Genomic DNA, 23,958 nt, shown 5'->3' with positions numbered 1-23,958 from the left:
AAATTGTAAATAAGGTTTAAAGTGAATTCTAAATAAGGTTTATGTAAATTGTAAATAAGGTTTAAAGTGAATTGTAAATAAGGTTTATGTAAATTGTAAATCAGTTTTTTAAAGTAAATTCTTAAGTTTTTTAGATTTTTTTATAAAGAATCCTATTACAATAGCTATTACTGCAATGATTAATATAGTGATCATCATATTGATTTCAGGCAAAGTTAAAGGACTCATTTTGTCAGTTAGACTACTTTGAAAATTTGGAATAAACGTGTAAACAATTAGATAATATATCCCAGATAATATTAAAAAAATTCCAATTGTTTCATTGTATATATAGCTTTTTACTTTCAAAAAGTTGCTTAAGATTAGATATATTGAGATTATCATAATAAATGATGTAATTGAACAGATTAATCCCAGTTCAAAAACTGACATCCATATAACAGGTGCTACATATATTAGATTAATCAATATCCCAAAATATGCTCCTATAAGAAGTAAAGGTAATGAAAGATTATTTGTAATCTTTTCTTTTAAACTATTCTTTTTGGATTCACTTTTTAAATAGCTAGTTTCTTTTTTATTTTTAAATTCTAAAAGAAATCTAAAACCAGTATAAAGAATAAACATTCCTATTATAGCCATCAGAAATTCTAAGTTATTATTAATAAAAGGGATTATATTTTTACTATAAATATTTGAAATGAAGAATGAAACTATAAGTAATAAAATGAAATAAACAGTTGTCATAATAGCTTTGTATTTTTCCATATTATATTGTTTTAAACCAATGCTTATTGATATAGAGAACAATAATAAAATAATCATTAGTTCTATTAGTTTTTGATCAATCATTTTTCATTCTCCAGCTGGATGCATTCTACAATGATTAGCAAAGATTCATTTTCTCATTAGAGATTTATTTTATCTGTGAAGTACCCTACTATTATAACACCAATTAGTAAACCAACAATAATGTAGGTTAAATTTTGAGGATCTTCTATTTTCAATGCTGGGTCTTGAATTATTATTTCTTTTGCAGAATTAGAATCGGTAGGATTTTCACCAGAATTTTCGGCAGCAGAAGCTCCAGTATCTCCAGAATCTGCACTATTTTGATTTTTGACTCCAGAACTCTGTGAACCAGTACCTTGAGTATTTCCAGTTCCATCTCCGTTATCATGCCCTAGACCATTATCATCCCCTAGGTTATTTCCAGTTGGTTGATTTGATTCTTGGATCCATAATTCATAATTTTCTCTGTTATCTTTAGCACTTAGAACTTGATTTGTTCTGAAGTTATCTACAGACATTTCAATAAAATTGTCTTGACTTAATAAGCTAAATAGTATTGAACTATAGTCAACACTACCAACTCCATTTTTACTTTTAACAACAACTTTATTATTTCCATTTAAAGTAAAAATGACGTCTAATGATGGAAGATCTGCCATTACATTCCCATTTTTATCTTTAAAAACTACAGAATACTGTCCACCTTTCCCTTTTACAAGTTTGGCCTGTATTAAACTTGTTGTAAGTTTAGGACAGAGATTAACAAAACTTTCACTGTTTGAACCATACCAGTTAGCACCTACTTCAAGATTGGGATATGTTGATTCAATAAGCTCAACTTCTTTTCCAGAGTTTTTATATATTACATTTGATGAAATAGTTTTTGATTTATCATCAACATATTTTGGACCAAAGCTAACACCATCATGATTTTCGTTTATGGTATTACTTTTTATTGTTAATCTATTATTTTGATTTGAATTCAATCTTATTCCATAATAATTATGCTTTATTGTATTTTTGGTTATAACCATATTTTTTGCAGAACTTTCAGTTAAAATACCAGATTCTTTATTATTTAAGATTTGGTTATTAGTTATATTGGTTGTAGTAGTATTATAAGCATTTAATCCAGATCCATTGTTCTTTGTTATGGTATTTGAATCTATTGTTACTTTTTCAGTATTTTTTATAGTAATGCCATTATTTCTATTTTCAGTAACAGTGTTATTTTTCATGTTTATGTTGTTGCTGTTGGATATTGAAACTCCTTCAGTAGAATTTTTTATACTATTTTGAGTAATATTTATGTTTGAACTTTTTTCTATTGATATTCCTGATTCTTTACATGAACTTATATTATTTTTAGAAATTTTGATATTTTTCGTGTTATTTAATACAATTCCATTTCCATTTTTATTTGAAATATTAAATCCAGATATTGTTGTTCCAGCAGCAGATGATCCGTTTATAAAAAATATACTATTTAGTGAACTACTCGTATCTGAGTTTTTAATGGTTGTTCCAACATTAGTTACAATATTTAACTTTTTATTTATTACTAAAGTTAAGTTTTCATAACTTTTTCCTAAAAAATTAATAGTATCTCCAATTGCAGCACTATCAATAATCTTTTGTATCTGTTGACTTAATGATAAATTTTGATCATTATAGTATGAAGCATCATACACATCCACTCCAGACACCATATTAAGTGGAAATATAATTATTAGAAATAGAAATGTTAATGTCACTATTTTGTTTTTATTCTTCATTTTTATTCCTTTATAAAATTTTAACATTTAAATAAGATAATTTAGAGGATATAGCTATTTATAGCACTTTTTGACCAAATAAAACCCATTTAAAATTATAATATTAGGCTACATCCTTTCTAAAATTCTTAATAACTATTAAATATTTATATATATTTCTCATATATAATAGTTATGTACAGATTTTCATATTGTTCAAAAAATCAATAATACTTAATACAAATATAGTCGAAAAACCGATTTTTTGGCAATATTAATAAATTCCAATTAGCTTATTTTATTCTTTATATTGAAAATAAAGACATATCAACTAAATAGAAAATATAATTATTGCTAAAAATTCGTGCTTGACTATAATAAAAAATTTAATAAGATACAGAAAATTATAAAGAATTTATGATGAATTTAATGAAAGATAGTTATTTTGATAAGGTTCTTAATAGATAAATCATATGAAAAAATATTATAATTCTAATTTAATAATTTTAATCAATTTATTAAATTAATAACTATGTTTAAATAATATAATTCTAATTTAATAATTTTAATCAATTTACTAATATTAATAATCATGTTTAAGTATAATTATAATTCTAATTTAATAATTTTAATCAATTTATTAATTAATAACTATGTTTAAATATTCTAATTCTAATTTAATAATTTTAATCAATTTACTAATATTAATAATCATGTTTAAATAATATATTTTTAATAATAATCAATTTTAAGATATTATAATTGAAAATAAATGATATTGAGAGTTTAATTTATTTTTAAAATTTAAGAACGGCTTTGTCTAAAATTCTGCTGATAGACAAATTTTTAATGAATATGAAAAATTTAATAATTTTGAAAAAATTGTTATTTTAATTTTTATCTTTAAAATAAAGTGCAAATAGCTACTTTTGAAGTATTATCAAATAGGAATTATTAATACTGAATCTTTTCATCAGCAGGATTCTAGACATTGCCTAAGAACCTTTCCAGAAATACTATAACAGAATTATAATAAGTTAATATGAATGTTAATATAAATAATAAATTTAATAAGATAAAGAAAAGTATAAATAAATTGATTAAATAAAAATCAGTGCATGTTTTACTTAGTATTGGTAATCAGTGCATGTTTTACTTAGTATTGGTAATCAGTGCATGTTTTACTTAGTATTGGTAATCAGTGCATGTTTTACTTAGTATTGGTAATCAGTGCATGTTTTACTTAGTATTATTACATTATAATACTCTTAACTTTTTTGTCTGTTTTTTACCATTTATATTAAAAGTTATTTTATTTGTACTTTTTTTTATTCCTTTAATTTTCATTTTTAATATCAACGTTTTCTTCATAGGAACTTTAATTTTCCACTGATTAGTTTTTTTGTTGAAATATTTTTTATAGTTAATATTTACCAATTTGAGATTTTTAGGCAACTTTATAGATATTTTTAGATATTTTGAAGATAAGGTTCCAGTATTCTTAAGTGTAGATATTAAATAAGTTGATTTATTCCTTTTAATTGTTTTTGCACTTATCTTATTGGTTGATAAAATCTTCACATAGTCCTCAACTTTCATAGAGAGCTGATTTGACTCTATATTAAACCCATCTCCAGTTAACACTGCTTTAGTTTTGTATGTATTGGCCTTATTTGGAACAATAAAAATATTTAATGTAGCTATTTCTCCTGCATTCAATAAAGGGATAGTCCAAATACCTGTTTTCTTGTTGAATGTTCCTATATTGACATTATAATTGTAAACATTAAAATTAGGAATCATCTTACTTATATTTATATTTTTTATTTTCTTATCACCATTATTTTTAACAGTAACAGTATATTTAGCTGTTGCTCCATTCTTAATCTTGTTAGAATTTATAGTCGTTGAAATATTGATTGATTTTTTTGGAATATCACTTTCTTTTACTTGAATAGATTCTTTATATTTATAATAGGTATAAACTTCATTTCCACTAGATTTAAAATTGGATTCTCTAAAATCAACAATACCTGCCCCATTGGAAACTAGAACATTTTTAAACTCATCATTAAGATAAACTTTTACATCATGGGCTATCATTTCTTTTACTAAAGTGTTAGTATCAGCTGTGAGATATGATATTTTATATAGTCCATTTGATATTTTTTCTAATTTAGTGTATATAATTCCAGTATCTGTTTTTGCACATAATGGTAATAAACTTCTTGAAGAAGTACCATAGAAATTGTAGCCTATTGTTAATGGGAGTCTATCATCATCAGAAGTATTGATTCTTTGTATTGCAAAGTCATTGAATCCTTTATTTCCCAGTATATAGTTGTATTCGATAATTGGGTTTCCAGTTTTATTAGCACCATAATCCATGCATATTCCATGTCTTCCATTGTTTGTTATCATATTACTTGAAATATTCATATTTGGATAACTACTATTGATATATATTCCAGAGTTATGTTCATTATCATTTATATAATTATAATTTATTTTCACATTTCTATGAGTGTTTATTTCTGGTCCTTCAAACATAATTCCATATTCTTTATTTTTTGAAATATTATTTTTACTTATTTCACTATTGCTTGTGTTTCCAGAAAATCTAATTCCTTCTTCATTACCAGTAATGGTATTATTAATTATTTTTGTATTATTAGAATCAGTTATATTTATTCCAGTTTTGGAATTTGTAATTGTGTTATTATTAACTGTTACATTTGTACTAGTATTTACTTTAACACCAGTTCCATTGCCTGTGATAGTATTATTTTTGATAGTTACATTAGAGCTATTAGTTATGAATATTGCAGTACTATTCTCAGGAGTAGATGTAATATTAAATCCAGAAATGTTGGTACCACTTCCTCCTTCATTTATTACAAAAATAGCCTTTTGTTCATTAGGATTTTGAGGACATCCAGTTATTTTGGTGCCAACTTCGCTGATGATATTAAGTGATTTATTTATTAACAAATATAAGTGACTATAAGAAGTTCCTTTAAACAATAAGGTATCTCCATCAGTAGCATTAATATCAATGATATTTTGTATCCTGTCTATATTGATAGGCATTCCAGCATCTGGAAAATCTATTATCCATGTGGCTGCATATGAAGTATTTGATATCATGGATGAAGATAAAAATAAAATACTAAAAATCAGACCCAATAGAAGAATTCTTCTTTTTGAAGATATTTTAATCCCTCCTTTTATACTTAATAATATTGTGAATTATTTTAATATGAATACCTAAAATATATTTATTAGATAATAAGTATATAACTAAATTATCTAAAATATATTTATTAGATAATAAGTATATAAATAAATTATCTAAAATATATTTATTAGATAATAAGTATATAACTAAATTATCTAAAATATATATTTTTAATATTTCTAATTTTTAATTTTATTATTTTATCAAAATTAATTATTAAGTTATAAATTTTATTATTTTATCAAAATTAATTATTAAGTTATATTATATTAAAAATAAAAAAATAAGAGTATGTAGTAATTCACACTCTTTTTAAGTTATTTAAACTACTACTAATTTCTTAGCCTGTGTTTTACCATTTACATTAAAGACTATATTTTTAGTTCCTTTAGCAGTTCCAGATATTTTCATACTTAATTTAATGGTTTTACCTGCTGGAACTTCAATAGTCCATTGTCCTGTTTTTTTGTTAAACTGTGCTTTATAATTTGTTGCAGCAACTTTAACACCTTTTGGTAATGTTATTTTCACAGATACTTTGTTGGATTTATCTTTACCAGAATTTTTGATGGTTGTAGATAAAGTTGTTGATTTACCTTTTTTAATTTTGGAACTAGCTAATTTATTGCTGTAGGATAATTTTATATCTTTATTTATGGTTAATTTTTGACTATTTGTATTTATTGTAGTATTATCAGTTTTTAAAGAGGAAATTATGTTTGTAGATCCTGATTTTTTAGTTGTCAATTCTAAAACTAATACTGCAGTATCTCCAGCACCTAAACTGTTTATTGTCCATTGATTGTTAGCATAGGAACTTTCTGAAGCTTTATATTGAACAGCTACATTTGCATAGCTAGATGAAACTCCAGTACCTACGGTAATTTTATCAGAAGATCCGTTTCCTGTATTTTTAACAGTTATGGTGTAAACTGTTTTTTCTCCATTTTTAACCACTTGTTTATTGATGGTATTGGATATTGAAACATTACTTTTTAGAACAGGACTATCCTCTTCATAATAATTTTTCACTATGTCAAATGAACTTCCGATTGCAGTAGTCCATTCTGATGGATCCCATCCATTAGCATCACGATATCCATAGCCATTTCCACCGAAAACATTGTCATCACCAATAATTACTTCTTTACCTACTTTGCTTTCAGGTAAATTTTCTAACAATATTCCAATTAATGCATTATTTTGAATAGAGTTATTTAAAATAATTATATCATTCACTTGACTTGGAGCACCATGGCTAGTATCTCCAGCTTTAATAATAATACCTATAGCATTACCATCAATAGCATTGTTTATAATGGTTGCACTATTTGCAGCTTTAACAAGAGCTATTGCTACATTACTTATGTTAGTTATGTTATTTCCATCAATTATTATATCTTGGACTCCTCCTCCAAAGTATATACCAAATTGTGAATTAGTAATGTTATTGTTTGTAACTTTTATATTACCTGAATTTTGGAAAAAGGACATACCATTTCTTCCTAAATCGTGGAAATAGCTATTGTTAATAAGTGTATTATTTCCTCCACCAACGCCCACAGCGTCACGGAAGCCACTAGCATCAACATTGTTTATTGTAAGTCCATTTACCCCATTTCGTGCATCTATACCAGTTCCATTATTCTCACTGACACCAATTAGGGTGAGATTCTCTAAGGTGATATTACTACCTCCTCTAACAGTTATTGCAGTCATTGCTTCTAAAACTAGATTTGATATTGAAATATCTTTGTATAAGCTAGTATCGTTACCAGAAACAAGAGCAAATATCGGTGTGTTGTTAGTAGAACTACCTGTGAATGTTGCACCATGACCTAAAATGGTTACAGCTTTATTAATAGTTAGGGCAATATCATTATATACTCCTGCAGCAACATGAATTATATCTCCTGCTTCTGCAGAGTCTAAAATTGCTTGAATCTGAGCAGAAGTCATTCCAACTGTCACTTGCTTATCAGCTGCAGATACAGATGATGTTGTTAAGGTTCCTATTGCTATGAATAAGACTAGCAAAAACATCAGCTTCGTTTTTTTAATCTTTATTTTAATCATCTCCTTAATAATATTTATCTAAATGATATTATTTGATCATTTAGTTCTTATTTTTCACAGAAGATATTCACAAACTAGTTTTCAACGAAAATTAAGAATCTAATAAATGAATATGAAGAATGACTAATTTGTATACTATCTAACTGTTGATAGAATAGTTTATCGTTAAGTATATATATACATTTCGACTTGATTTTTGTTAATAACTTTTAAAATAAAAGTATGCTAAAATATCTTTCTGTATTAGCTATTTAATGAGAAAGTATAATAATTAAATAGATATATTTAAATTATATTAATATAATTATTAACATAATGCATTTCGTAATTAGTATATTTCAATAAATTATTAATAATGCGTATATGAAATTTCACTGATTATTTACTGTTATATTTAGAGAGGTTTATCAATATGAATTCTAATGATTGTATACAAAATTTAGATGATATTAATTGGGAAAAGGCTTGGCAAAAAGAAGTTGGTCCTAAAAGAAATCAAAAAAAACATTGGGATAAGAATACAAACCCAGTCCACTTTGAAAAAATAGCTGTAAAGGATGAATTTCACGAAAAATTGATACCAAAATTGATTTTAGATAAGAATAATACTGTAATTGATTTAGGAAGTGGTGAGGGAGCTGTTACATCATTGGTGGCTGAGAAGGTGGCTAAGGTAACTGCACTTGATTCTTCTGAAATGATGTTGGAGTTACTTCGTCAAAGGTGTGAACATGATAGCATTGATAATATTGATATTCTTGAAATGGAGATAGAGGATGCTAATGTTAAGTCTGTAGGGAGATATGATGTTGTTTTATCTTCACGTTCATTAATGGGTATTCATGATATTAAAGAAGTTATCCTTAACATGAATGAAATAGCTAATAAATACGTTTTTTTAGTTGTTTTTGGAAGAAATAACTGGTTGTTAGAGAAAAAATTCTTTGATTCTATTGGTAAAAAATATCCTGATTTTGCTCCTTATGATTATTTGTTTAATTTGCTAATTAGCTTAGGAATCTATCCAAATATTGAAAATTTTGATTTGGTAGGTAACAGGAAATATGATGATATAGAGGATGCTTTCATTCGAATGAAATGGAAATCTGGAAAATTAACAGAAGAAGAAATAGGGAAAATAAGACCATTTTTAGAAGAAAATCTCCATAAAAACCCTGAAGATGGAAAATTAGAAAATATTAATGATAAAGCCGATTTAGTTTTAATGTGGTGGAAAAAATAGCTTTTTCCATGAATTAATTAATTATATTCATTTTTATAATAAATTTATTTAACAATTATTATTATAATTTACTTAACAATGATTATTATTATTATAATTTATTTTAATAATGATTATTATTTATAATCATATTATAAACTGACTATCGCGGAATAATTATTCAAAGTTACTAATAAAAAGAGGCGTACTAATGAATAAAAAGATTATATTACCGTTAATAGCTATTTTAGTAGTTATTGGAGTAGGAATTGCGTATTATTTCGATTCTAGTTCTCTTTCTCAAGACAGTAATTTGACTATAGCTGATATGGTTGGCAGGACTGTTGTAGTTCCTGGAAATGTTGAAAATGTAGTAGCTACTTCTCCACCGATGACTACAATGGTTTATATGATAGCTCCAGATAAATTAGTTGGTATAAATTTTGCCTGGAGTGATACTGAGTTGAAATATGTTGCGGATGCTTATAGAAATCTACCTGTTGTTGGTGGATGGTTTGGAAGACAAGATGGAAATTATGAAGAAATAATTGCCTCTGGTCCAGACATTATAATTGAGGGGGCCATGGGTGTTGATTTAAGCACAGTTAATGAACGACAAGAAAAGTTTGGGACTATTCCTGTTATAGGTGTTACAGATAATTCCGATGTTACAAAAATAGTTCCTTCAATTGAATTTATGGGAAAATTATTAGGGGCTGAAGAAAGAGCAAATAAACTCGTTGATTTTACTAATACTTATCTAGATAAAACCGAGAGTGTTACTAATTCCATCCCAGAAAATGAGAAAAAGAAAGTTTATTATGCTGAAGGAGAAGAAGGTCTTCAAACAGATCCTAGTGGCTCACTTCATGGACAATTGATTGATATATGTGGTGGGAAAAATGTAGCTGATGTTCAATTACAAGATGGAGTTGGACAAGTAGAAGTTTCTATGGAACAAGTAATCAATTGGAATCCTGAAGTTATAATAACCACAGATTCAGAATTTTATGATAGTGTATACACCAATTCAAAATGGGCAAATATTGATGCAGTAAAAAATAAACAAGTTTATTTATCTCCTTCATCTCCATTTAAATGGTTTGATAGACCGCCTGGTGCAAACATCATAATTGGAATTCCTTGGACTGCTAAAGTTCTTTATCCAGATAAATACAATGATATAGATCTTAAAAAAATAACCAAAGAATTTTATAGAGATTTTTATAATTATGATTTAAGTGATATTGATGTTTTATCTATTCTTAAGAATAGTGGACTCAAAGAAGAAAATATGTAAAATAGCTAGTTATTAGTTAATAAGTATTTCATTAGCTAGTTATTAGTTAGTAACTATTTTATTAGCTACTTATTAGTTAATAACTATTTTATTAGCTATTTACTAACTAATTATTATTTATTTATTAGTTAGTTGTTTATTAGCCATTTACTGGTATGTTTGATTAAAATATTTAGGTTTATACTTATTAGGATTCAGATTTATATTTATTAAGATTTAGGTTTATACTTATTAGGATTTAGATTTATATGAGAGATTCAAATTATTATGTAGCAATGTTTATTTTAGTGTTACTTCCTATTATTTTATTTTTTTCTTCATTTTTATTAGGGAGATATCCAATAACTCCCATTGAAGTGATTTTAACTCTTTTAAGTCCAATAAATCATAATTTAGCTGTTTCTTCATCGGTATCATCTATAGTTTTTGATATTCGATTGCCTAGAATAATAGCTGCTATGCTAGTTGGAGCATCTTTAGCTATTGCTGGAGCTGCTTTTCAAGGAATATTCAAAAATCCACTGGTATCTCCGGATATATTGGGAGTATCTAATGGAGCAGGATTTGGTGCAGCACTAGCTATACTTGTTTCAGGAGGAAATTTGTTAGTTCAGCTATTTTCGTTTATCTTCGGAATGCTCTCTGTTTCCATAACTTACTCAATATCTAAAAGCTATAAAACAGGAGGAATTCTAGTTTTAGTTCTCTGTGGAGTTGCAATATCTGCACTATTCAATGCTTTGATATCTGGAGCTAAATTTATAGCTGATCCAAATGATAAACTGCCTCAAATTGTTTATTGGCTCATGGGTAGTTTATCTGCTGTAACTATGGATAAATTACTGGTTATAGTAGGTCCAATTGTAATAGGAATAGCTGTTTTGTTAGTATTAAGATGGAGACTGAATTTATTAGCTATGGGTGATGAAGAAGCCCAATCTTTAGGTGTTCACCCTTCAAGACTTAGATTTATCATCATTATTGCCTGTACGTTAGTAACTGCTGCTTCAGTTTCTATAAGTGGTATTATTGGTTGGGTTGGATTACTTGTTCCTCACATAACTCGTATGTTAGTAGGTCCAAATCACAAAATCTTGCTTCCTGCAAGTTTAAGTATAGGTGCAAGCTTTTTATTGTTAATTGATAATGTTGTAAGAACAGCTTCTCCAATTGAAATGCCAATTGGAATATTAACTGCAATAATAGGTGTTCCAATATTCTTATATCTACTTAGGAAAGGCTATTCGCAGTGGTCATAATATTCTAAACTATGAATGTAGTACTTAAATGATATCATATTTAAAATTCTATATAAATATCATACATAAAAATAAATTAATGCATTTAATAATAATAATAATAATAATAATAATAATTTCTAAGATATGAATAATAATGGAATTAATCTATAATAATAATAATTTTTAGAATATGAGTAATAATGGAATTAATCTATAATAATAATTTTTAGAATATTGGTAATAATAGAATTAATATACAATAATCATAGGAATATTATTGATATTAATTTATATCATTGATATTAATACTATAGTTTAAATGGTGATTTAATGATCATGGAAGCTGAAAATCTCTCTTTTGCATATGAAGATAATAATAACATTTTTGAGGATATCAATTTCACTATTGATAAAGGAGATGTTTTTTGCATTTTAGGTCCTAATGGAACTGGAAAAACAACTTTATTAAAATGTTTAAATGGAATATACACACCTAATAATGGCAATGTACTAATTGAAGGGAAAAATATAAAGGAGTTCTCTTATACTGAAATATCTAAAATAATAGGATACATTCCTCAAGGACATGTTGTAACATTCCCATTTTCTGTCTTGGATGTTGTTTTAATGGGTAGGGCACCTTATATCAATTTAACCGATTCTCCTAAAGAAAAAGATATTAAAATAGCTGAAACAGCTCTGAAAAACCTTGGAATGTCATATATTAAAGACAGGGAATATAGTACATTAAGTGGAGGAGAAAGACAATTAGTTTTTTTAGCTAGAGTATTAGCACAAGAGCCAGATTTACTTATTTTAGATGAACCAACATCGCATCTTGATTTTGGAAATCAAATAAGACTTTTAGAAATAATTGATAAATTGTCTGAAATGGGATTAGCTATTATCATGTCATCTCATTTTCCAGACCATGCTTTTTCAACTTCTAATAAAGTAGCTATTATGAAAAACAAGTCCTTTATAGATTTTGGAAATCCAAACGATGTCATAACTCAAGATAATCTAAAAAAAGCTTATGGAATTGATATAAATTTAATTGAAATTTCTGATAATCAAAAAATTTGTGTTCCAATAAAATCACCTAATCAATCATTAGACTTTGATTTCTGATCATTTCTATAATATTTACCTATTTTATGAATTTTATTATTTTTTCTAAAATTAAAAAATTAAACTTTTTAAAACAATTGGGATTGTTTCGATTTTTTCATGATTTTCAACATGGAATTGTTCTCTATTTTAGAGCTCGAATTTCATTTTGATGAGTTTTTTACAGATAATATATGCTATATTTCGTGAAAAACTTGTTAATAATTCGTTAAATTTGTATATAGGTGTGGATAAGATTCTGGTGTGAAAACAAAATCAATTGCCCATGATATTAATATATGTTCTATAGATTATAATTTTTTCGATTTTTTTTGAGCTATTGAGTCTTGGTATTTGGTGGAGTAGTGCCTTATTAGTCTGTAGCTAGATTATGGTGAATATCCTTTTTTGTGTAATTATTTACATGTTGGTAGAATACTCTTTTTTTCTTTGCCTTCTTATTTTTGTATATTTTTAAATCGTAGTATTTTGCTATTGTGGTTATTATTATTCTTTATAATAGAAGAATAGGTGGAAAATCCGTTGATGGATCAGATGTCTTATTTTTGTGAAAAAGATAGTTTTTTGTGTTTAATTTTTGTGTGGATGGTTTTAAGTTCTTTATATGTTTAGGGGGGGGGGGGTAGTTTATGGAATTAGTTCTGGGTTGTGGTTTCTTCTTGTTTTGGTATTGGAGTGTGTAGAAGTGATATCTTTATATATGGGTAATTACTATAAGTATGTTTGTCCAGTAATTAAAAGTTAATAGTTTAATAGGATACTAACTGTTCTTTCAGTAACTAACAAATTTTTTTCATTTATTATTTATGAGATGTTAGTTAGTAGGTGATGATTGTTAAACGTTTTTTAGTTTTTAACTAATAGCTGGCGTTATATTGAATATTAGATATTTAAGTAAAAACACGGTTCGATATATTAATTAAATAAAAAAAATATTGAGGTGAATTTATACTATGTATAAAAATGAATTTAAGAAATTATCGACATTTTTGATAATTTCCGCAATAATAGCTATTGGCGCTTTTTCTTTAATCGACACAACAAACGCAGCAGAAGTTACTATTGATAACACTACTGGTAATATACGAGATGCATCAATCAACAATGGTAGCTTTAATGCTGGTGATACGCTGTACTTAGAAGATGGTGTATATTCAGGAACAGGTAATAAAGCTCTAACAGTCAACAAAAATATGACAATAGCTGCCGTGAACAAAGGTGGAGCAATAATCGACATGGAAAACAGTGGACGAGCATTCTCAATAAGTGCAGGAATCAATTTAACATTGATAAACATAACCTTCATAAACGGGAATGGCACTGGTAGTGGCGGTGTAATTTTTTCAAATGGAGATAACACTATATTAACCATAACTGACTGTAGATTCGAAAACAACACCGTAACAAATAATGGTGGAGTAATCTATGTGGATAGGGTTGGTTCTAGCAGTACTGTCGAAAATTCAGTGTTCATAAACAATACTGCAAGTAATAGTTATGCTGCTGTAGTTTTAGGTGGAGTTAATAGTGTTAATTTGGTTGATAACTGTACTTTTGAAAACAACACTGCAGGTAATAATTATGGTGCTTTACGTATGTCTGGAGAAGGTTCTACTAATACTTTAAGAAATTCAGTATTCAAAAACAACAATGCAAGTGTTGGTTATTGTGTATCTCTAGTTGGAATTAGTAGCACTAATTTGGTTGATAATTGTACTTTTGAAAACAACACTGCAAGTACTGGTAGTATTGGTGCTTTAGTTATGGATGGAGATGGTTCTACTAATACTTTAAGAAATTCAGTATTCAAAAATAATAAAGCAAGTAATAATTATGGTGCTGTATATATACTTGGAGTTAATAGTGTTAATTTGGTTGATAATTGTACTTTTGAAAATAACACTGCAGGTTCTAGTTATGGTGCTTTACGTATTGATGGAGTTGGTTCTACTAATACTTTAAGAAATTCAGTATTCAAAAACAATACTGCAAGTAATAGTTATGGTGCGTCAGCTCTAGGTGGAGAGAGTAGTATTAATTTGGTTGATAATTGTACTTTTGAAAACAATGCTGCAATTAGTGATAGTTATGGTGCTTTAACTCTAATTGGAGTTGGTTCTACTAATACTTTAAGAAATTCAGTATTCAAAAACAATACTGCATCTAATACTCATGGTGCTTTGCGTATTGTTGGTGATGGTAGTAATAGTGTTTTGGATAATGTTACTGTAGTTAATAATTCTGCTGGTATTAATGGTGGTGGAATAGGTTTCACTGGTGATAATAATGTGCTTACTATTAAGGATAGTATTATAAGTGATAATAGTGCTGTTAAAGAAGGTGGAGCATTATATGCTAGTGGTACTAATCAGACTATTAATATTGAAGGTAGTGCTTTGGTGAATAATAGCGCTAAGATTGGTGGAGCATTAGATATTAATGGTGAAGAAGCTGAAATCAATATAGATAATTCATTGTTTGAAAATAACTCTGCTACTTCTAGTGGTGGAGCAATAGACATCAATGGCGAATCCCACGAGACTAATATTAACAACTCTACATTCAACAATAACTCTGCTAAAAACGGTGGAGCAATCAACAGCAACGGTGCAAAGAATAACCTAACAGCTAATAACACTGATTTCAACAACAATAACGCTATAAATAAAGGTGGAGTAATCAACAGCAATGGTGATAATAATGTTATTATTTTGGATAATTCAACAGCAACTAACAACACCGCACGAGAAGGTGGAGCAATCAGTAGTACTGGTGATGAAAACGAAATAGCTATAGATAACACCAATTTATCAGGCAATAACGACGGAATATTAAAAAGTGAAGGTGATAATAACAAAATCACAGTCGACAACTCTACTATAACTAATAACACAGCAAAAGACGGACTAATCACCAATGAAGGCGACAACAACAATGTAACTATCAACAATACTAACTCAACCAATAACACCGGAGATATCGTATCCAATACAGGTAATAATAACACCGAATCAGAGAACAACAGTAATATAACCGTTGATGTAACTTATGAAACTAGTACTACATTAACTGTTGTTTCAGGTAATGGACAAATCACAATAACAGCAACAGTCACAAGAAAAGATACAGATGAACTATTATCTGGTAAAAAAGTTTATTTCTATGTTAATGGTAAACAAGTAGGCTCAGCAACAACAGATAAATACGGCGAAGCAAGATTCACTTACACAGTACCAAAAACAGCCAACTACAGCGTATATGCAAAAACCCAACAAACAACAATAACCAACAACACAGGAAAATACACATTCAAAGAATCAACAAGTATAACAAAAACCCTAAATGTTAACAAACCACTAACACCAACAAAAATAAAAGTTTACAGCAAAAAAACAACTTCAAAAAAGACCAAAAACTACAAAATCTACTACATAACATACTCAATCAAAAACTACGGAGAAAAAACAGGCACAAAGACATTCACAAAATCACTCAAAAAAATACTCAAAAAACACAAAATCTACAAAATACAAACAACAAAAAACACCAAATACAACTACAACAAAGCATCCAAAATACTAAAAACAATAGTCAAAAACCTAGCACACAACAAAATAGCTAAACTCAAAATAACAGTATACAGAAAAGCCTAAAAAAATAAATTGTTTTTGTGTTATCTATTTTTTTGGAAAGAAATTAATTAATATAATATTCTTTCCAAACATTCTTTTTTTCCTTTATTTCATAATTTAATTAACATTTATTCATTTTCATCTTATTAAAACATTAATAAATTTCATTATACAAAAAATAATCCAAATTCACTGATTATAGGAAATTTATAATATTATATAAGAATAATTTTTATTAAAATTTTGAAAGTGCTAAAAAAATCAGGGTGGTGCTGAAACCAAAAAAATCATTTTTGAAAAAAGTGATTTAGAACTTTCTAAATACTATTAATATTTAAGAATAGATTTCACGAAGAAGTAGATAGAAAATCTTATTTCAAAAACTGAGAAGAAGAATATTTAGAAAAAAATTAGGTAATAAACTATATAGTAATTTTTTCATCTTCTTTATCAAATTTTTTCATTATCAAATTTTTTTACTTAAAATTAAATACCAGTTGATTCATAAATATATTCAATGATAACAATAGCTAATGGAACAGTTTTATATGGTCATGACTTAATAGCTAAAAATACAAACATTTTAATCGATGATGGGAAGATTTTAGAAGTTTCTAGTGATGTTATGGAAGGAGAAATCATAGATGCTACTGATTGTGTTGTTTGTCCGAGTTTTTTAAATGGTCATACTCATGTTGGAGATTCTATAATAAAAGATGAATGTGAGGGGAAATCTATCGAGGAAATTGTAAAACCTCCTCATGGAATCAAACACATTGCACTTCAAGAAGCATCTGATGATGAATTGATAATGGCTATGAAGAAAACTATGATGCATATGTTTGAAACTGGAACAACTCATTTTATTGACTATAGGGAGGGAGGAATAGCTGGAATAAATCTTCTAAAAGAAGCTGCTTCTGATATTCCAATCAATCCGATAATTTTAGGCAGGGATAGTATTTTTCATGAAGACGATCCTAATATGTCTAAAGTAAAAATAGCTATTCGGAAACTATTAAAACACTGTGATGGAATAGCTCCAAGTGGTTTTGGGGAAATGACTGATGAAATTGGTGAATTAATAGCTATTGAGTGTGAAAAAAAAGGGAAAATATCTTCAATTCATGCAGCGGAATATGAAAAACTTCAAGAGGCTTCAATTGAAACTACAGGAAAAACTGAAGTTGAAAGAGCTATTGATTGTGGATTTAATCAATTAGTCCATGTTACTTCTCCCATAAATGGAGATCTAGATTTAATAGCCCAAAATCATAAAAATTTAGTTCTTTGTCCTCGTTCAAATGGTGCATTTTCAAATGGAATTCCACCAATTCTTAAGATGTTGGAAAAAGGAATAAAACCATTGATTGGTACTGATAATATAATGATAAATTCCCCCAATATTTTTAGAGAATTGGAATATACTTTTAAAATTATAAGAGCATTTTTCAAGGAATACATAGACCCACGAGAAATCTTAAAAATGGTGACAACAAATGCATGTGTTGATGACTCATTAATCCTTACTCAGATGATTGATAAAAATAATAATAAAAACAATAAAGAAAATAATAAAATTAGTAATATTAATAAATCAGCCATTAAAGAAAATGCTAATGCTGAATTGATAATAGCTAAAAAATCTTCCAAAAATCCTTATCTTAGCTTAATTAATAGAACAGAAACAAAAGATATACTATGCATGATAAACAGAAATGCTATTGTTGAAATGAACAAATTAAATTAGTTCTACTATTTTATTTATCATTTTTATATATTATTTATGAATATTCTGGTATTTTATTTATCATTTTTATATGTTATTTATGAATATTCTGGTATTTTATTTATCATTTTTATATGTTATTTATGAGTATTCTGGTATTTTATTTATTATTTAATAATGGTAAGTATGAATATTTTTAAATGATATTTTTATGAATATTTTTAATTTAATCAAAAAAGATAATGACTATATATCTATATATGAAATAAAAACAAATATTTGTAATAATGTTTTAAATTTCTAAATATATTTTTAAATTTTATAATGTTTAGAATTTTTTAAATTTCATAGTAAGATTTAATTTAGTCAATGAGGAATATAATGTATAACAAAATATTATTACCAACGGATGGTTCAGAATTTGCGGAAAAAGCAGAAAAACATGCTTTGTTTATTGCAGAAGCAAGTGGGGCAGAAATAATAGCTTTAAGTGTAGTTGAAACGAGTTTTTCAATAGGTCTTCCTTCTGATGATACAATTTTTCATATTAATCAATTACTTAAAAAAGAAAGTGAAAAAAATCTTCAAAGAGTTGAAAAGATTAGAGAAGAGGCAAATAGTAATGTTAAAATGACTTTAAAAGTAGATGAAGGTTCTCCTGCTGAAGTAATTTTAGATAACATAACTAAAGAAAATATTGATCTCGTGATTATGGGAAGCTCTGGAAAAAGTGGGTTTGATAAATTCATTATGGGTAGTGTAGCTGAAAAAGTTGTTAAAGCTGCAAAATGTTCTGTTTTGCTTGCACAATAATTAATTTCAACATACATTAATTATTTATTGGAATATTTCTGTTATTAATGCTTAAGTTGATTTGATGAGATATTTTTGCTATTAATGCTTAAGTTGATTTGATGAGATATTTTTGCTATTAATGCTTAAGTTTATTTGATGAGGGAGTTTTGCTATTTTTCATTAAGTTTGTTTGATGAGATATTTTTCATGTTAAGTGTAATCAAGTTTATTTAATTACCAACTTGCATGTTATTAAGTTAAGTTTATTTGGTGTAGTAGTTACGTGTTATTAAGTTAAGTTTATTTGGTGTCTTAATATTTGCTATATTGATTTATGTGTTATTATGAGTTAACTTTATTGTTTAAAAAAAATTTCATATTTATAAAAATTTTTAATTTATAGGTGTTATTATGTTAATAAAAGATATTGTTTCTGAGGAAGTGGTTCATGTTTCTGTTCCTGGAAACCGTGAAAAAGCATTGGAATTGATGAGAAAGAAAAAAGTTTCAGGATTACCTGTTACTAAAGAAGGAACTAAGAAATTAGTTGGAATTTTAACTAGGTCTGATTTGATTGAGAATCCTGATGAAGAGCAGATCGCCCTAATAATGTCAAGAGATATAGTTGTTGCTGATTTAAATGATGATGTAAAAGATGTAGCTCGTAAAATGATTGACAATAATATAAGAAGAATGCCTGTTGTTAAAGATGGGGATTTAATAGGAATAGTAACTTCTTTTGATTTAGTGGCATTAGCTATTTCTGAAATGGATATTCAAGATCCTGTAGGGGATTATATGACTAAAAGTGTTCCAACGACATGGGAAAAAACTCCATTAAATGTCGCATTTGAGATAATGAGACTTTACAATCTTAAATGTGTTGTTGCTTTAAATAATGATTCTAAAATGAGTGGAATTCTCACTGAAACAGATTTTATTAATGAAAGTGAGGTTGTATCAGAAACAAGTGTGCATAATTCTACTGTTGGGACTGAAGGGGATAAATGGTCTTGGGATAGTACATCTGTCCTTTATGTTGAAAAAAATCATCTTAAGTTTTCTGATAAACTTGTTAAAGATGTTTCTTCAATTACAGTATCAACAGCCAATACAAAAACTAAGGTTTCGGACTGTGCTAAAAAGATGCGGGTTGATAACATCGAGCAGATACCTATTACTGGAATTGAAGGAGAATTAATTGGATTACTAAGAGCTAATGATTTAATTAAAGCGATTATAAAATAATTTCCATATATTATAAAATAGTATAGTACCAAATTTTTGGAAAAATAATTATAATTTTTTAATGCAAAATATTCTTTTATTTATATTTTAAATTAATAATTAAGATTATTTAATAATATAATCGTATATTTATACTTTATTTCAATATTTAATAAATTTTAACTTTTTATTTTAAAAAAATTTTTTATTTTTATAAAGTTAAAAAATCTCTGATTTTTTTTTTATTTTAAAAAACATCCATATTAATTAAAATTAAAAATATTAAATTTTTCCAAAAAATAATGTTTTACACTATAAAATTCATTGTATAAAAAAAATATAAAAATGAAATTTTTAGTTTTTAAGAAGAGTTGATATAATTTAAATTTTTACTATGACATTGTTTCCTACCTTATTTATCTCATAAAGAAAAAGTGTTAGGTCTTTGGATGATCCATCGTCTTTTGTTTCTTTTATATTTATCCCAGTAACAAGATCGGTATTTTCATCAATTACAAGATTATCAACTATACCTAAACTTTTACCAGTTGAATTAACAACTTCCTTACCTATTAAACTAGTTGTTTTCATTTTTTCACCTTGATACTTTTAATAGAATGAGTTTTAATTTAATCCAATGTTATATATTCTGCTATTTTACATATTTGATCAAAATTTATTGAATCTTTTGAATATGAACATACCCCTCGATCTAAAGACATCTTGACTTTTTTAATAGTGCCACTATTTTCATCAATATCAATACCATCTACTATGCCAACGGTTTTGTTTTGATTATCAACAACAACCATGCCAAACATACTTAATACATTCATTTTAAATACCCTCCTATTGTTTATTAATATTCCCTGTTTAAAAAGGTGAGTTATACATTATTATTTTATGATATTTAAATTTTCACCGAATATGAGAACTTATTTATTTATAAATCAAAGATAATTTTCTATTATAAGTTGTAGAAATAGTATATGATAAGGATTCAATTAAAAAGGATAAAGGGGGTGATTTTAATTATAAATTGTAAAAATATTTTAAGATTAACAATCTAAATATAATTAGTTTGATAAAGTTTTTAATAAATTAATCATCTGAAAATATTATAATCTTAAATTAATAATTTTAATCAATTTATTAAATTAAGAAGTATGTTTAAGTATTGTATTTTTAATAACACTCAATTTTAAGATGTTATAATCAAAACAAATGATATCAAGAGTTTAATTTATTTTCAAAATTCAATAAATTTTCTACAAATTATAAAAGCATTTCATTATCTATTTAAATATATTAAAAAAAGTTGGCAATACAAGATTAGTTTTAGATTGCATTGAAGATAAAAAATACAAGATTTATATTACATTAAAGATAATAAACTTTTAAAGAAAATGTAATTTCATTCAAGTGGATTTAAAAAAATAGAAAGAAGATTTATTCATGTTTTTCTTCTTCTTCATGTTTTTGTTCTTCTTCTTTAGCTTTATTTTTAACATCTTGTGTAGTATCTTTTGCTTTGTTTTTAACATTATCTACAGTATCTTTTATTTTATTTTTCAAATCAACCATTTTTTCACCTCCCCTGTGATAAAAAGTTTCTCTTTTATGAAATTTTTATTTTCTAAACCTGAATTATTTTCTATTAACTAGTATGTTTTATTTACTATTTATGTTTTACTATCAATTCAAGAAAATTTTCAAGTTTTTAGCTATTTTTTCAATGTTTTAAATAGAATAGGGGGCAGTGAAAAATGATAGGAAAATATAAACGATTAATATCTAAATTATTTAGTTTTTTTATTTTGGGATTTTCATTTATTTTATTATTCTTATATTTACTAATTTACTATCCATTGATAATTCATATTTAGGAGAGTGTCCCATAATTACTTTTTCACTAAACAAATCTACAAACATTTGAAGAAATTATTAAGATAAATTAAACAAAAAAAGAAAATCTTGGTGATTTTTACAAATTTGTTCATACAAAACTTAATTATGGGACACTCTCTTTAGGAAACTTTTTTATCTTATGAAAAACATAATAAGTATAATGTAAGTTTCTGATGCATATGAAACTTGAGCTTGCATATGATAAAAATTAGCAGTTTATCTTTTTTTGGACTCTGGTAAACTGTTTTTTTATCAAACACTTATGATAACCTATTTTTTTGCACTGATCATTAAAAATAAATTATTTTATAAATTCATTCTTTTCTTTTTCCTCTTAAATTTTATATTTAATACCTTATTTTTTTATTTATATTTGATAACTTATTTTTTTATAAATTCATTCTTTTCTTTTTCCTCTTAAATTTTATATTCAATACCTTATTTTTTCTTAATATTAGATTTTAAAGAGTAGATTAAATACACGATTACTAATTAAAAAAGATAGCTATTAAATTTCCACCCGTATTTGTGAATAATAGTAAATTCACTAAATACAGGTTTGAAATTCTTTGAAAATAAAGCTACACAGAACTTATTAGAAAACGATAGTTAGTTCGTGAAACCAATTATTTTATTAATATTAAAAATAATAAAATACAACATGGAAGAAAAACTCATGCTAATAATAAAGGCTGATAAAAATACTTTGACTGTAATAGCTAAATGTGGGGATAAAATAGCTGAACATGAAATTCAATTAAAATTAGTTTTAGGTTATTATTGGCAAAATGAATTGCCAGTTATTGATAAATTATTAGAGTTATTTGTGACTGTTATAAAAAGAGCTGTGAGTCAAATATTTCATCATAAAAAATTATTAATTAATTATACTTTAGAATCTAATGATAATTTTGAAAATTCTTCATATTTTGAAATAAACATCAGTAAGGTAAAGGCTGATGATGTAGAATTAGAATTACTAGGAGATGTCATAACTTTTGAAGGCATTGATGGTAGAAATACAATATCTAAAGTAACCTCTTTTAGAAGAAAAGACAAAAAAACAATTGAAAAAGAGATTATTTCTTCTTAATATCCCATTTAAAGTTACTTAATTTAGAATTTATCAATCTTTTTATAATTTTTAATTCAATATTTAATTTATTAGTTTAATTTTATTGCAATACTGATATGATAATTGTGTTGTAAAATATTTATTTTAATGTAAATTTATTTTCATATTTTTTACTTAAAAATTGTCATGATTTCGACTTTTCATTATTTTTTATAAAAATCTTTTAGAAATTTTTTTAATTAAAGATTTATTATAAAAACATGAAATTATAATTCTTTAATCAAACATCATGAATTTTTTTGATAAAACATCATATTCTTTTTTTTTAGTTTCATTCACTTATTATTGTTCATGTGCTTGGATAGTAATGCTTTTTTGATGATTATTCATTAAAGATCTAAAGATCATGAATTTTTACTATAATTTTTTTTCTTTGAAGATTGTGTAGATGTTATTATCCTACTTGAGATTTTAGCTAGTTTTGGATAAAACAATGGGTAAAATAAGACAAATAATAGAATTATAACTCATTTTTTTAAAGATTTTTCGTGATATTTACTTAAATGAAAAAATGTGTGGAAAATTAGACGATGGGTTAAATAGCTTATTTTCATGAATATGATAATTTTATGCGTTTAAATTTATTGTGAATGGTTTTAAGTTCTTTAAATGTTTAGGGGGGGGGGGGGTAATCTATGAAATTAGTTCTGGTTTGTGGTTTCTTTTTGTTTTTGTATTGAGGTGTGTAGAAGGGATATATTTATATATGGGTAATTACTATAGGTATGTTTGTCCAGTAATTAAAAGTTAATAGTTTAATAGTATACTAATTGTTTTT

Annotated in this window: 19 protein-coding genes; 12 read left to right on the top strand and 7 right to left on the bottom strand. The window is 26.1% G+C overall.

The features are described from left to right. Nucleotides 1–108 precede the first annotated feature (108 nt). The 3 genes from MBCUT_RS08145 to MBCUT_RS08135 form a co-directional block, all read right to left on the bottom strand. A complete protein-coding gene (locus MBCUT_RS08145) occupies nt 109–825 on the bottom strand; it encodes a DUF2162 family putative transporter (RefSeq protein WP_281177983.1) in 717 nt (238 codons plus the stop codon). Nucleotides 826–908: 83 nt separating this feature from the next. After that, the gene (locus MBCUT_RS08140) at nt 909–2,567 is read right to left on the bottom strand and encodes a right-handed parallel beta-helix repeat-containing protein (protein WP_067260191.1); all 1,659 of its coding nucleotides are present in this window, start codon (nt 2,565–2,567) and stop codon (nt 909–911) included. 1,236 nt (nt 2,568–3,803) lie between these two features. Continuing rightward, nucleotides 3,804–5,636 (bottom strand): right-handed parallel beta-helix repeat-containing protein, encoded by a 1,833-nt coding sequence (locus MBCUT_RS08135; RefSeq protein ID WP_169805427.1) that lies wholly within the window; start codon nt 5,634–5,636, stop codon nt 3,804–3,806. Here MBCUT_RS08135 and MBCUT_RS11370 point away from each other — a divergent pair. Then, entirely contained in the window at nt 5,626–5,817 is a 192-nt protein-coding gene (locus MBCUT_RS11370) for a hypothetical protein (RefSeq protein WP_169805426.1), read from the top strand. The genes MBCUT_RS08135 and MBCUT_RS11370 overlap by 11 nt on opposite strands. Nucleotides 5,818–6,105: 288 nt before the next feature. On the opposite strand, the gene MBCUT_RS08130 is transcribed toward MBCUT_RS11370, so the two are convergent. Beyond that, on the bottom strand, nt 6,106–7,860 hold the full coding sequence (locus MBCUT_RS08130) for a right-handed parallel beta-helix repeat-containing protein (protein WP_084270769.1): 1,755 nt from the start codon (nt 7,858–7,860) through the stop codon (nt 6,106–6,108). 412 nt (nt 7,861–8,272) lie between these two features. Between MBCUT_RS08130 and MBCUT_RS08125 the strand changes: the two genes are divergently transcribed. From MBCUT_RS08125 to MBCUT_RS08090, 9 genes are all read left to right on the top strand, one after another. Beyond that, nucleotides 8,273–9,103 carry a class I SAM-dependent methyltransferase gene (locus tag MBCUT_RS08125; RefSeq protein WP_067260188.1) on the top strand — a complete coding sequence of 277 codons (831 nt, stop codon included), beginning with the start codon at nt 8,273–8,275 and terminating at the stop codon, nt 9,101–9,103. Nucleotides 9,104–9,293: 190 nt separating this feature from the next. Then, nucleotides 9,294–10,382, top strand: a complete 1,089-nt coding sequence (locus MBCUT_RS08120) for an iron ABC transporter substrate-binding protein (protein WP_067260187.1) — start codon at nt 9,294–9,296, stop codon at nt 10,380–10,382. 275 nt (nt 10,383–10,657) lie between these two features. After that, nucleotides 10,658–11,641 carry a FecCD family ABC transporter permease gene (locus tag MBCUT_RS08115; RefSeq protein ID WP_245634974.1) on the top strand — a complete coding sequence of 328 codons (984 nt, stop codon included), beginning with the start codon at nt 10,658–10,660 and terminating at the stop codon, nt 11,639–11,641. 312 nt (nt 11,642–11,953) lie between these two features. Next, nucleotides 11,954–12,754, top strand: a complete 801-nt coding sequence (locus tag MBCUT_RS08110) for an ABC transporter ATP-binding protein (protein ID WP_067260185.1) — start codon at nt 11,954–11,956, stop codon at nt 12,752–12,754. A gap of 604 nt (nt 12,755–13,358) precedes the next feature. Next, the gene (locus tag MBCUT_RS10990; RefSeq protein ID WP_157082551.1) at nt 13,359–13,499 is read left to right on the top strand and encodes a hypothetical protein; all 141 of its coding nucleotides are present in this window, start codon (nt 13,359–13,361) and stop codon (nt 13,497–13,499) included. Nucleotides 13,500–13,707: 208 nt separating this feature from the next. Further along, complete coding sequence (locus tag MBCUT_RS08105; protein WP_067260184.1) at nt 13,708–16,407, top strand: beta strand repeat-containing protein; 2,700 nt, start codon at nt 13,708–13,710, stop codon at nt 16,405–16,407. 496 nt (nt 16,408–16,903) lie between these two features. Beyond that, nucleotides 16,904–18,136: an amidohydrolase family protein gene (locus MBCUT_RS08100; protein ID WP_067260183.1), complete on the top strand. Its 1,233-nt coding sequence runs from the start codon at nt 16,904–16,906 to the stop codon at nt 18,134–18,136. 360 nt (nt 18,137–18,496) lie between these two features. Next, nucleotides 18,497–18,928, top strand: a complete 432-nt coding sequence (locus tag MBCUT_RS08095; RefSeq protein ID WP_067260182.1) for a universal stress protein — start codon at nt 18,497–18,499, stop codon at nt 18,926–18,928. A gap of 393 nt (nt 18,929–19,321) precedes the next feature. Beyond that, nucleotides 19,322–20,158 carry a CBS domain-containing protein gene (locus MBCUT_RS08090; RefSeq protein WP_067260181.1) on the top strand — a complete coding sequence of 279 codons (837 nt, stop codon included), beginning with the start codon at nt 19,322–19,324 and terminating at the stop codon, nt 20,156–20,158. 360 nt (nt 20,159–20,518) lie between these two features. Here the strand turns inward: MBCUT_RS08090 and MBCUT_RS08085 are convergent, their stop codons facing one another. From MBCUT_RS08085 to MBCUT_RS11780, 3 genes are all read right to left on the bottom strand, one after another. Further along, a complete protein-coding gene (locus tag MBCUT_RS08085; protein WP_067260180.1) occupies nt 20,519–20,728 on the bottom strand; it encodes a PRC-barrel domain-containing protein in 210 nt (69 codons plus the stop codon). A gap of 38 nt (nt 20,729–20,766) precedes the next feature. Continuing rightward, nucleotides 20,767–20,973, bottom strand: a complete 207-nt coding sequence (locus MBCUT_RS08080; RefSeq protein WP_067260179.1) for a hypothetical protein — start codon at nt 20,971–20,973, stop codon at nt 20,767–20,769. Between the two features lie 613 nt (nt 20,974–21,586). Further along, nucleotides 21,587–21,721, bottom strand: coding sequence for a hypothetical protein (locus tag MBCUT_RS11780; protein WP_281177982.1), 135 nt, complete (start codon nt 21,719–21,721; stop codon nt 21,587–21,589). A 940-nt stretch (nt 21,722–22,661) separates the two neighbouring features. Between MBCUT_RS11780 and MBCUT_RS08075 the strand changes: the two genes are divergently transcribed. Then, nucleotides 22,662–23,138 (top strand): hypothetical protein, encoded by a 477-nt coding sequence (locus tag MBCUT_RS08075; protein WP_169805425.1) that lies wholly within the window; start codon nt 22,662–22,664, stop codon nt 23,136–23,138. A 628-nt stretch (nt 23,139–23,766) separates the two neighbouring features. After that, nucleotides 23,767–23,931 (top strand): hypothetical protein, encoded by a 165-nt coding sequence (locus MBCUT_RS10985; RefSeq protein WP_157082550.1) that lies wholly within the window; start codon nt 23,767–23,769, stop codon nt 23,929–23,931. Nucleotides 23,932–23,958: the final 27 nt, after the last annotated feature.

This window comes from Methanobrevibacter cuticularis (genome assembly GCF_001639285.1).
Lineage (GTDB): Archaea > Methanobacteriota > Methanobacteria > Methanobacteriales > Methanobacteriaceae > Methanobaculum > Methanobaculum cuticulare.
The sequence above is the reverse complement of the archived record's forward strand: the minus strand, read 5'-3'. Positions and strand labels throughout refer to the sequence as shown.

Excerpts from the sequence above, each read along its gene's own strand:
- MBCUT_RS08125 (WP_067260188.1), top strand. The coding sequence starts at position 8,273 with ATGAATTCTAATGATTGTATACAAAATTTAGATGATATTAATTGGGAA.
- MBCUT_RS08095 (WP_067260182.1), top strand. The coding sequence starts at position 18,497 with ATGTATAACAAAATATTATTACCAACGGATGGTTCAGAATTTGCGGAA.
- MBCUT_RS08135 (WP_169805427.1), bottom strand. The coding sequence starts at position 5,636 with ATGCCTATCAATATAGACAGGATACAAAATATCATTGATATTAATGCT.
- MBCUT_RS08105 (WP_067260184.1), top strand. The coding sequence starts at position 13,708 with ATGTATAAAAATGAATTTAAGAAATTATCGACATTTTTGATAATTTCC.
- MBCUT_RS11780 (WP_281177982.1), bottom strand. The coding sequence starts at position 21,721 with ATGGTTGATTTGAAAAATAAAATAAAAGATACTGTAGATAATGTTAAA.
- MBCUT_RS10990 (WP_157082551.1), top strand. The coding sequence starts at position 13,359 with ATGTTTAGGGGGGGGGGGGTAGTTTATGGAATTAGTTCTGGGTTGTGG.
- MBCUT_RS08080 (WP_067260179.1), bottom strand. The coding sequence starts at position 20,973 with ATGAATGTATTAAGTATGTTTGGCATGGTTGTTGTTGATAATCAAAAC.
- MBCUT_RS08140 (WP_067260191.1), bottom strand. The coding sequence starts at position 2,567 with ATGAAGAATAAAAACAAAATAGTGACATTAACATTTCTATTTCTAATA.
- MBCUT_RS08120 (WP_067260187.1), top strand. The coding sequence starts at position 9,294 with ATGAATAAAAAGATTATATTACCGTTAATAGCTATTTTAGTAGTTATT.
- MBCUT_RS08115 (WP_245634974.1), top strand. The coding sequence starts at position 10,658 with ATGTTTATTTTAGTGTTACTTCCTATTATTTTATTTTTTTCTTCATTT.
- MBCUT_RS08090 (WP_067260181.1), top strand. The coding sequence starts at position 19,322 with ATGTTAATAAAAGATATTGTTTCTGAGGAAGTGGTTCATGTTTCTGTT.
- MBCUT_RS08110 (WP_067260185.1), top strand. The coding sequence starts at position 11,954 with ATGATCATGGAAGCTGAAAATCTCTCTTTTGCATATGAAGATAATAAT.
- MBCUT_RS08085 (WP_067260180.1), bottom strand. The coding sequence starts at position 20,728 with ATGAAAACAACTAGTTTAATAGGTAAGGAAGTTGTTAATTCAACTGGT.
- MBCUT_RS08100 (WP_067260183.1), top strand. The coding sequence starts at position 16,904 with ATGATAACAATAGCTAATGGAACAGTTTTATATGGTCATGACTTAATA.
- MBCUT_RS08130 (WP_084270769.1), bottom strand. The coding sequence starts at position 7,860 with ATGATTAAAATAAAGATTAAAAAAACGAAGCTGATGTTTTTGCTAGTC.
- MBCUT_RS08145 (WP_281177983.1), bottom strand. The coding sequence starts at position 825 with ATGATTATTTTATTATTGTTCTCTATATCAATAAGCATTGGTTTAAAA.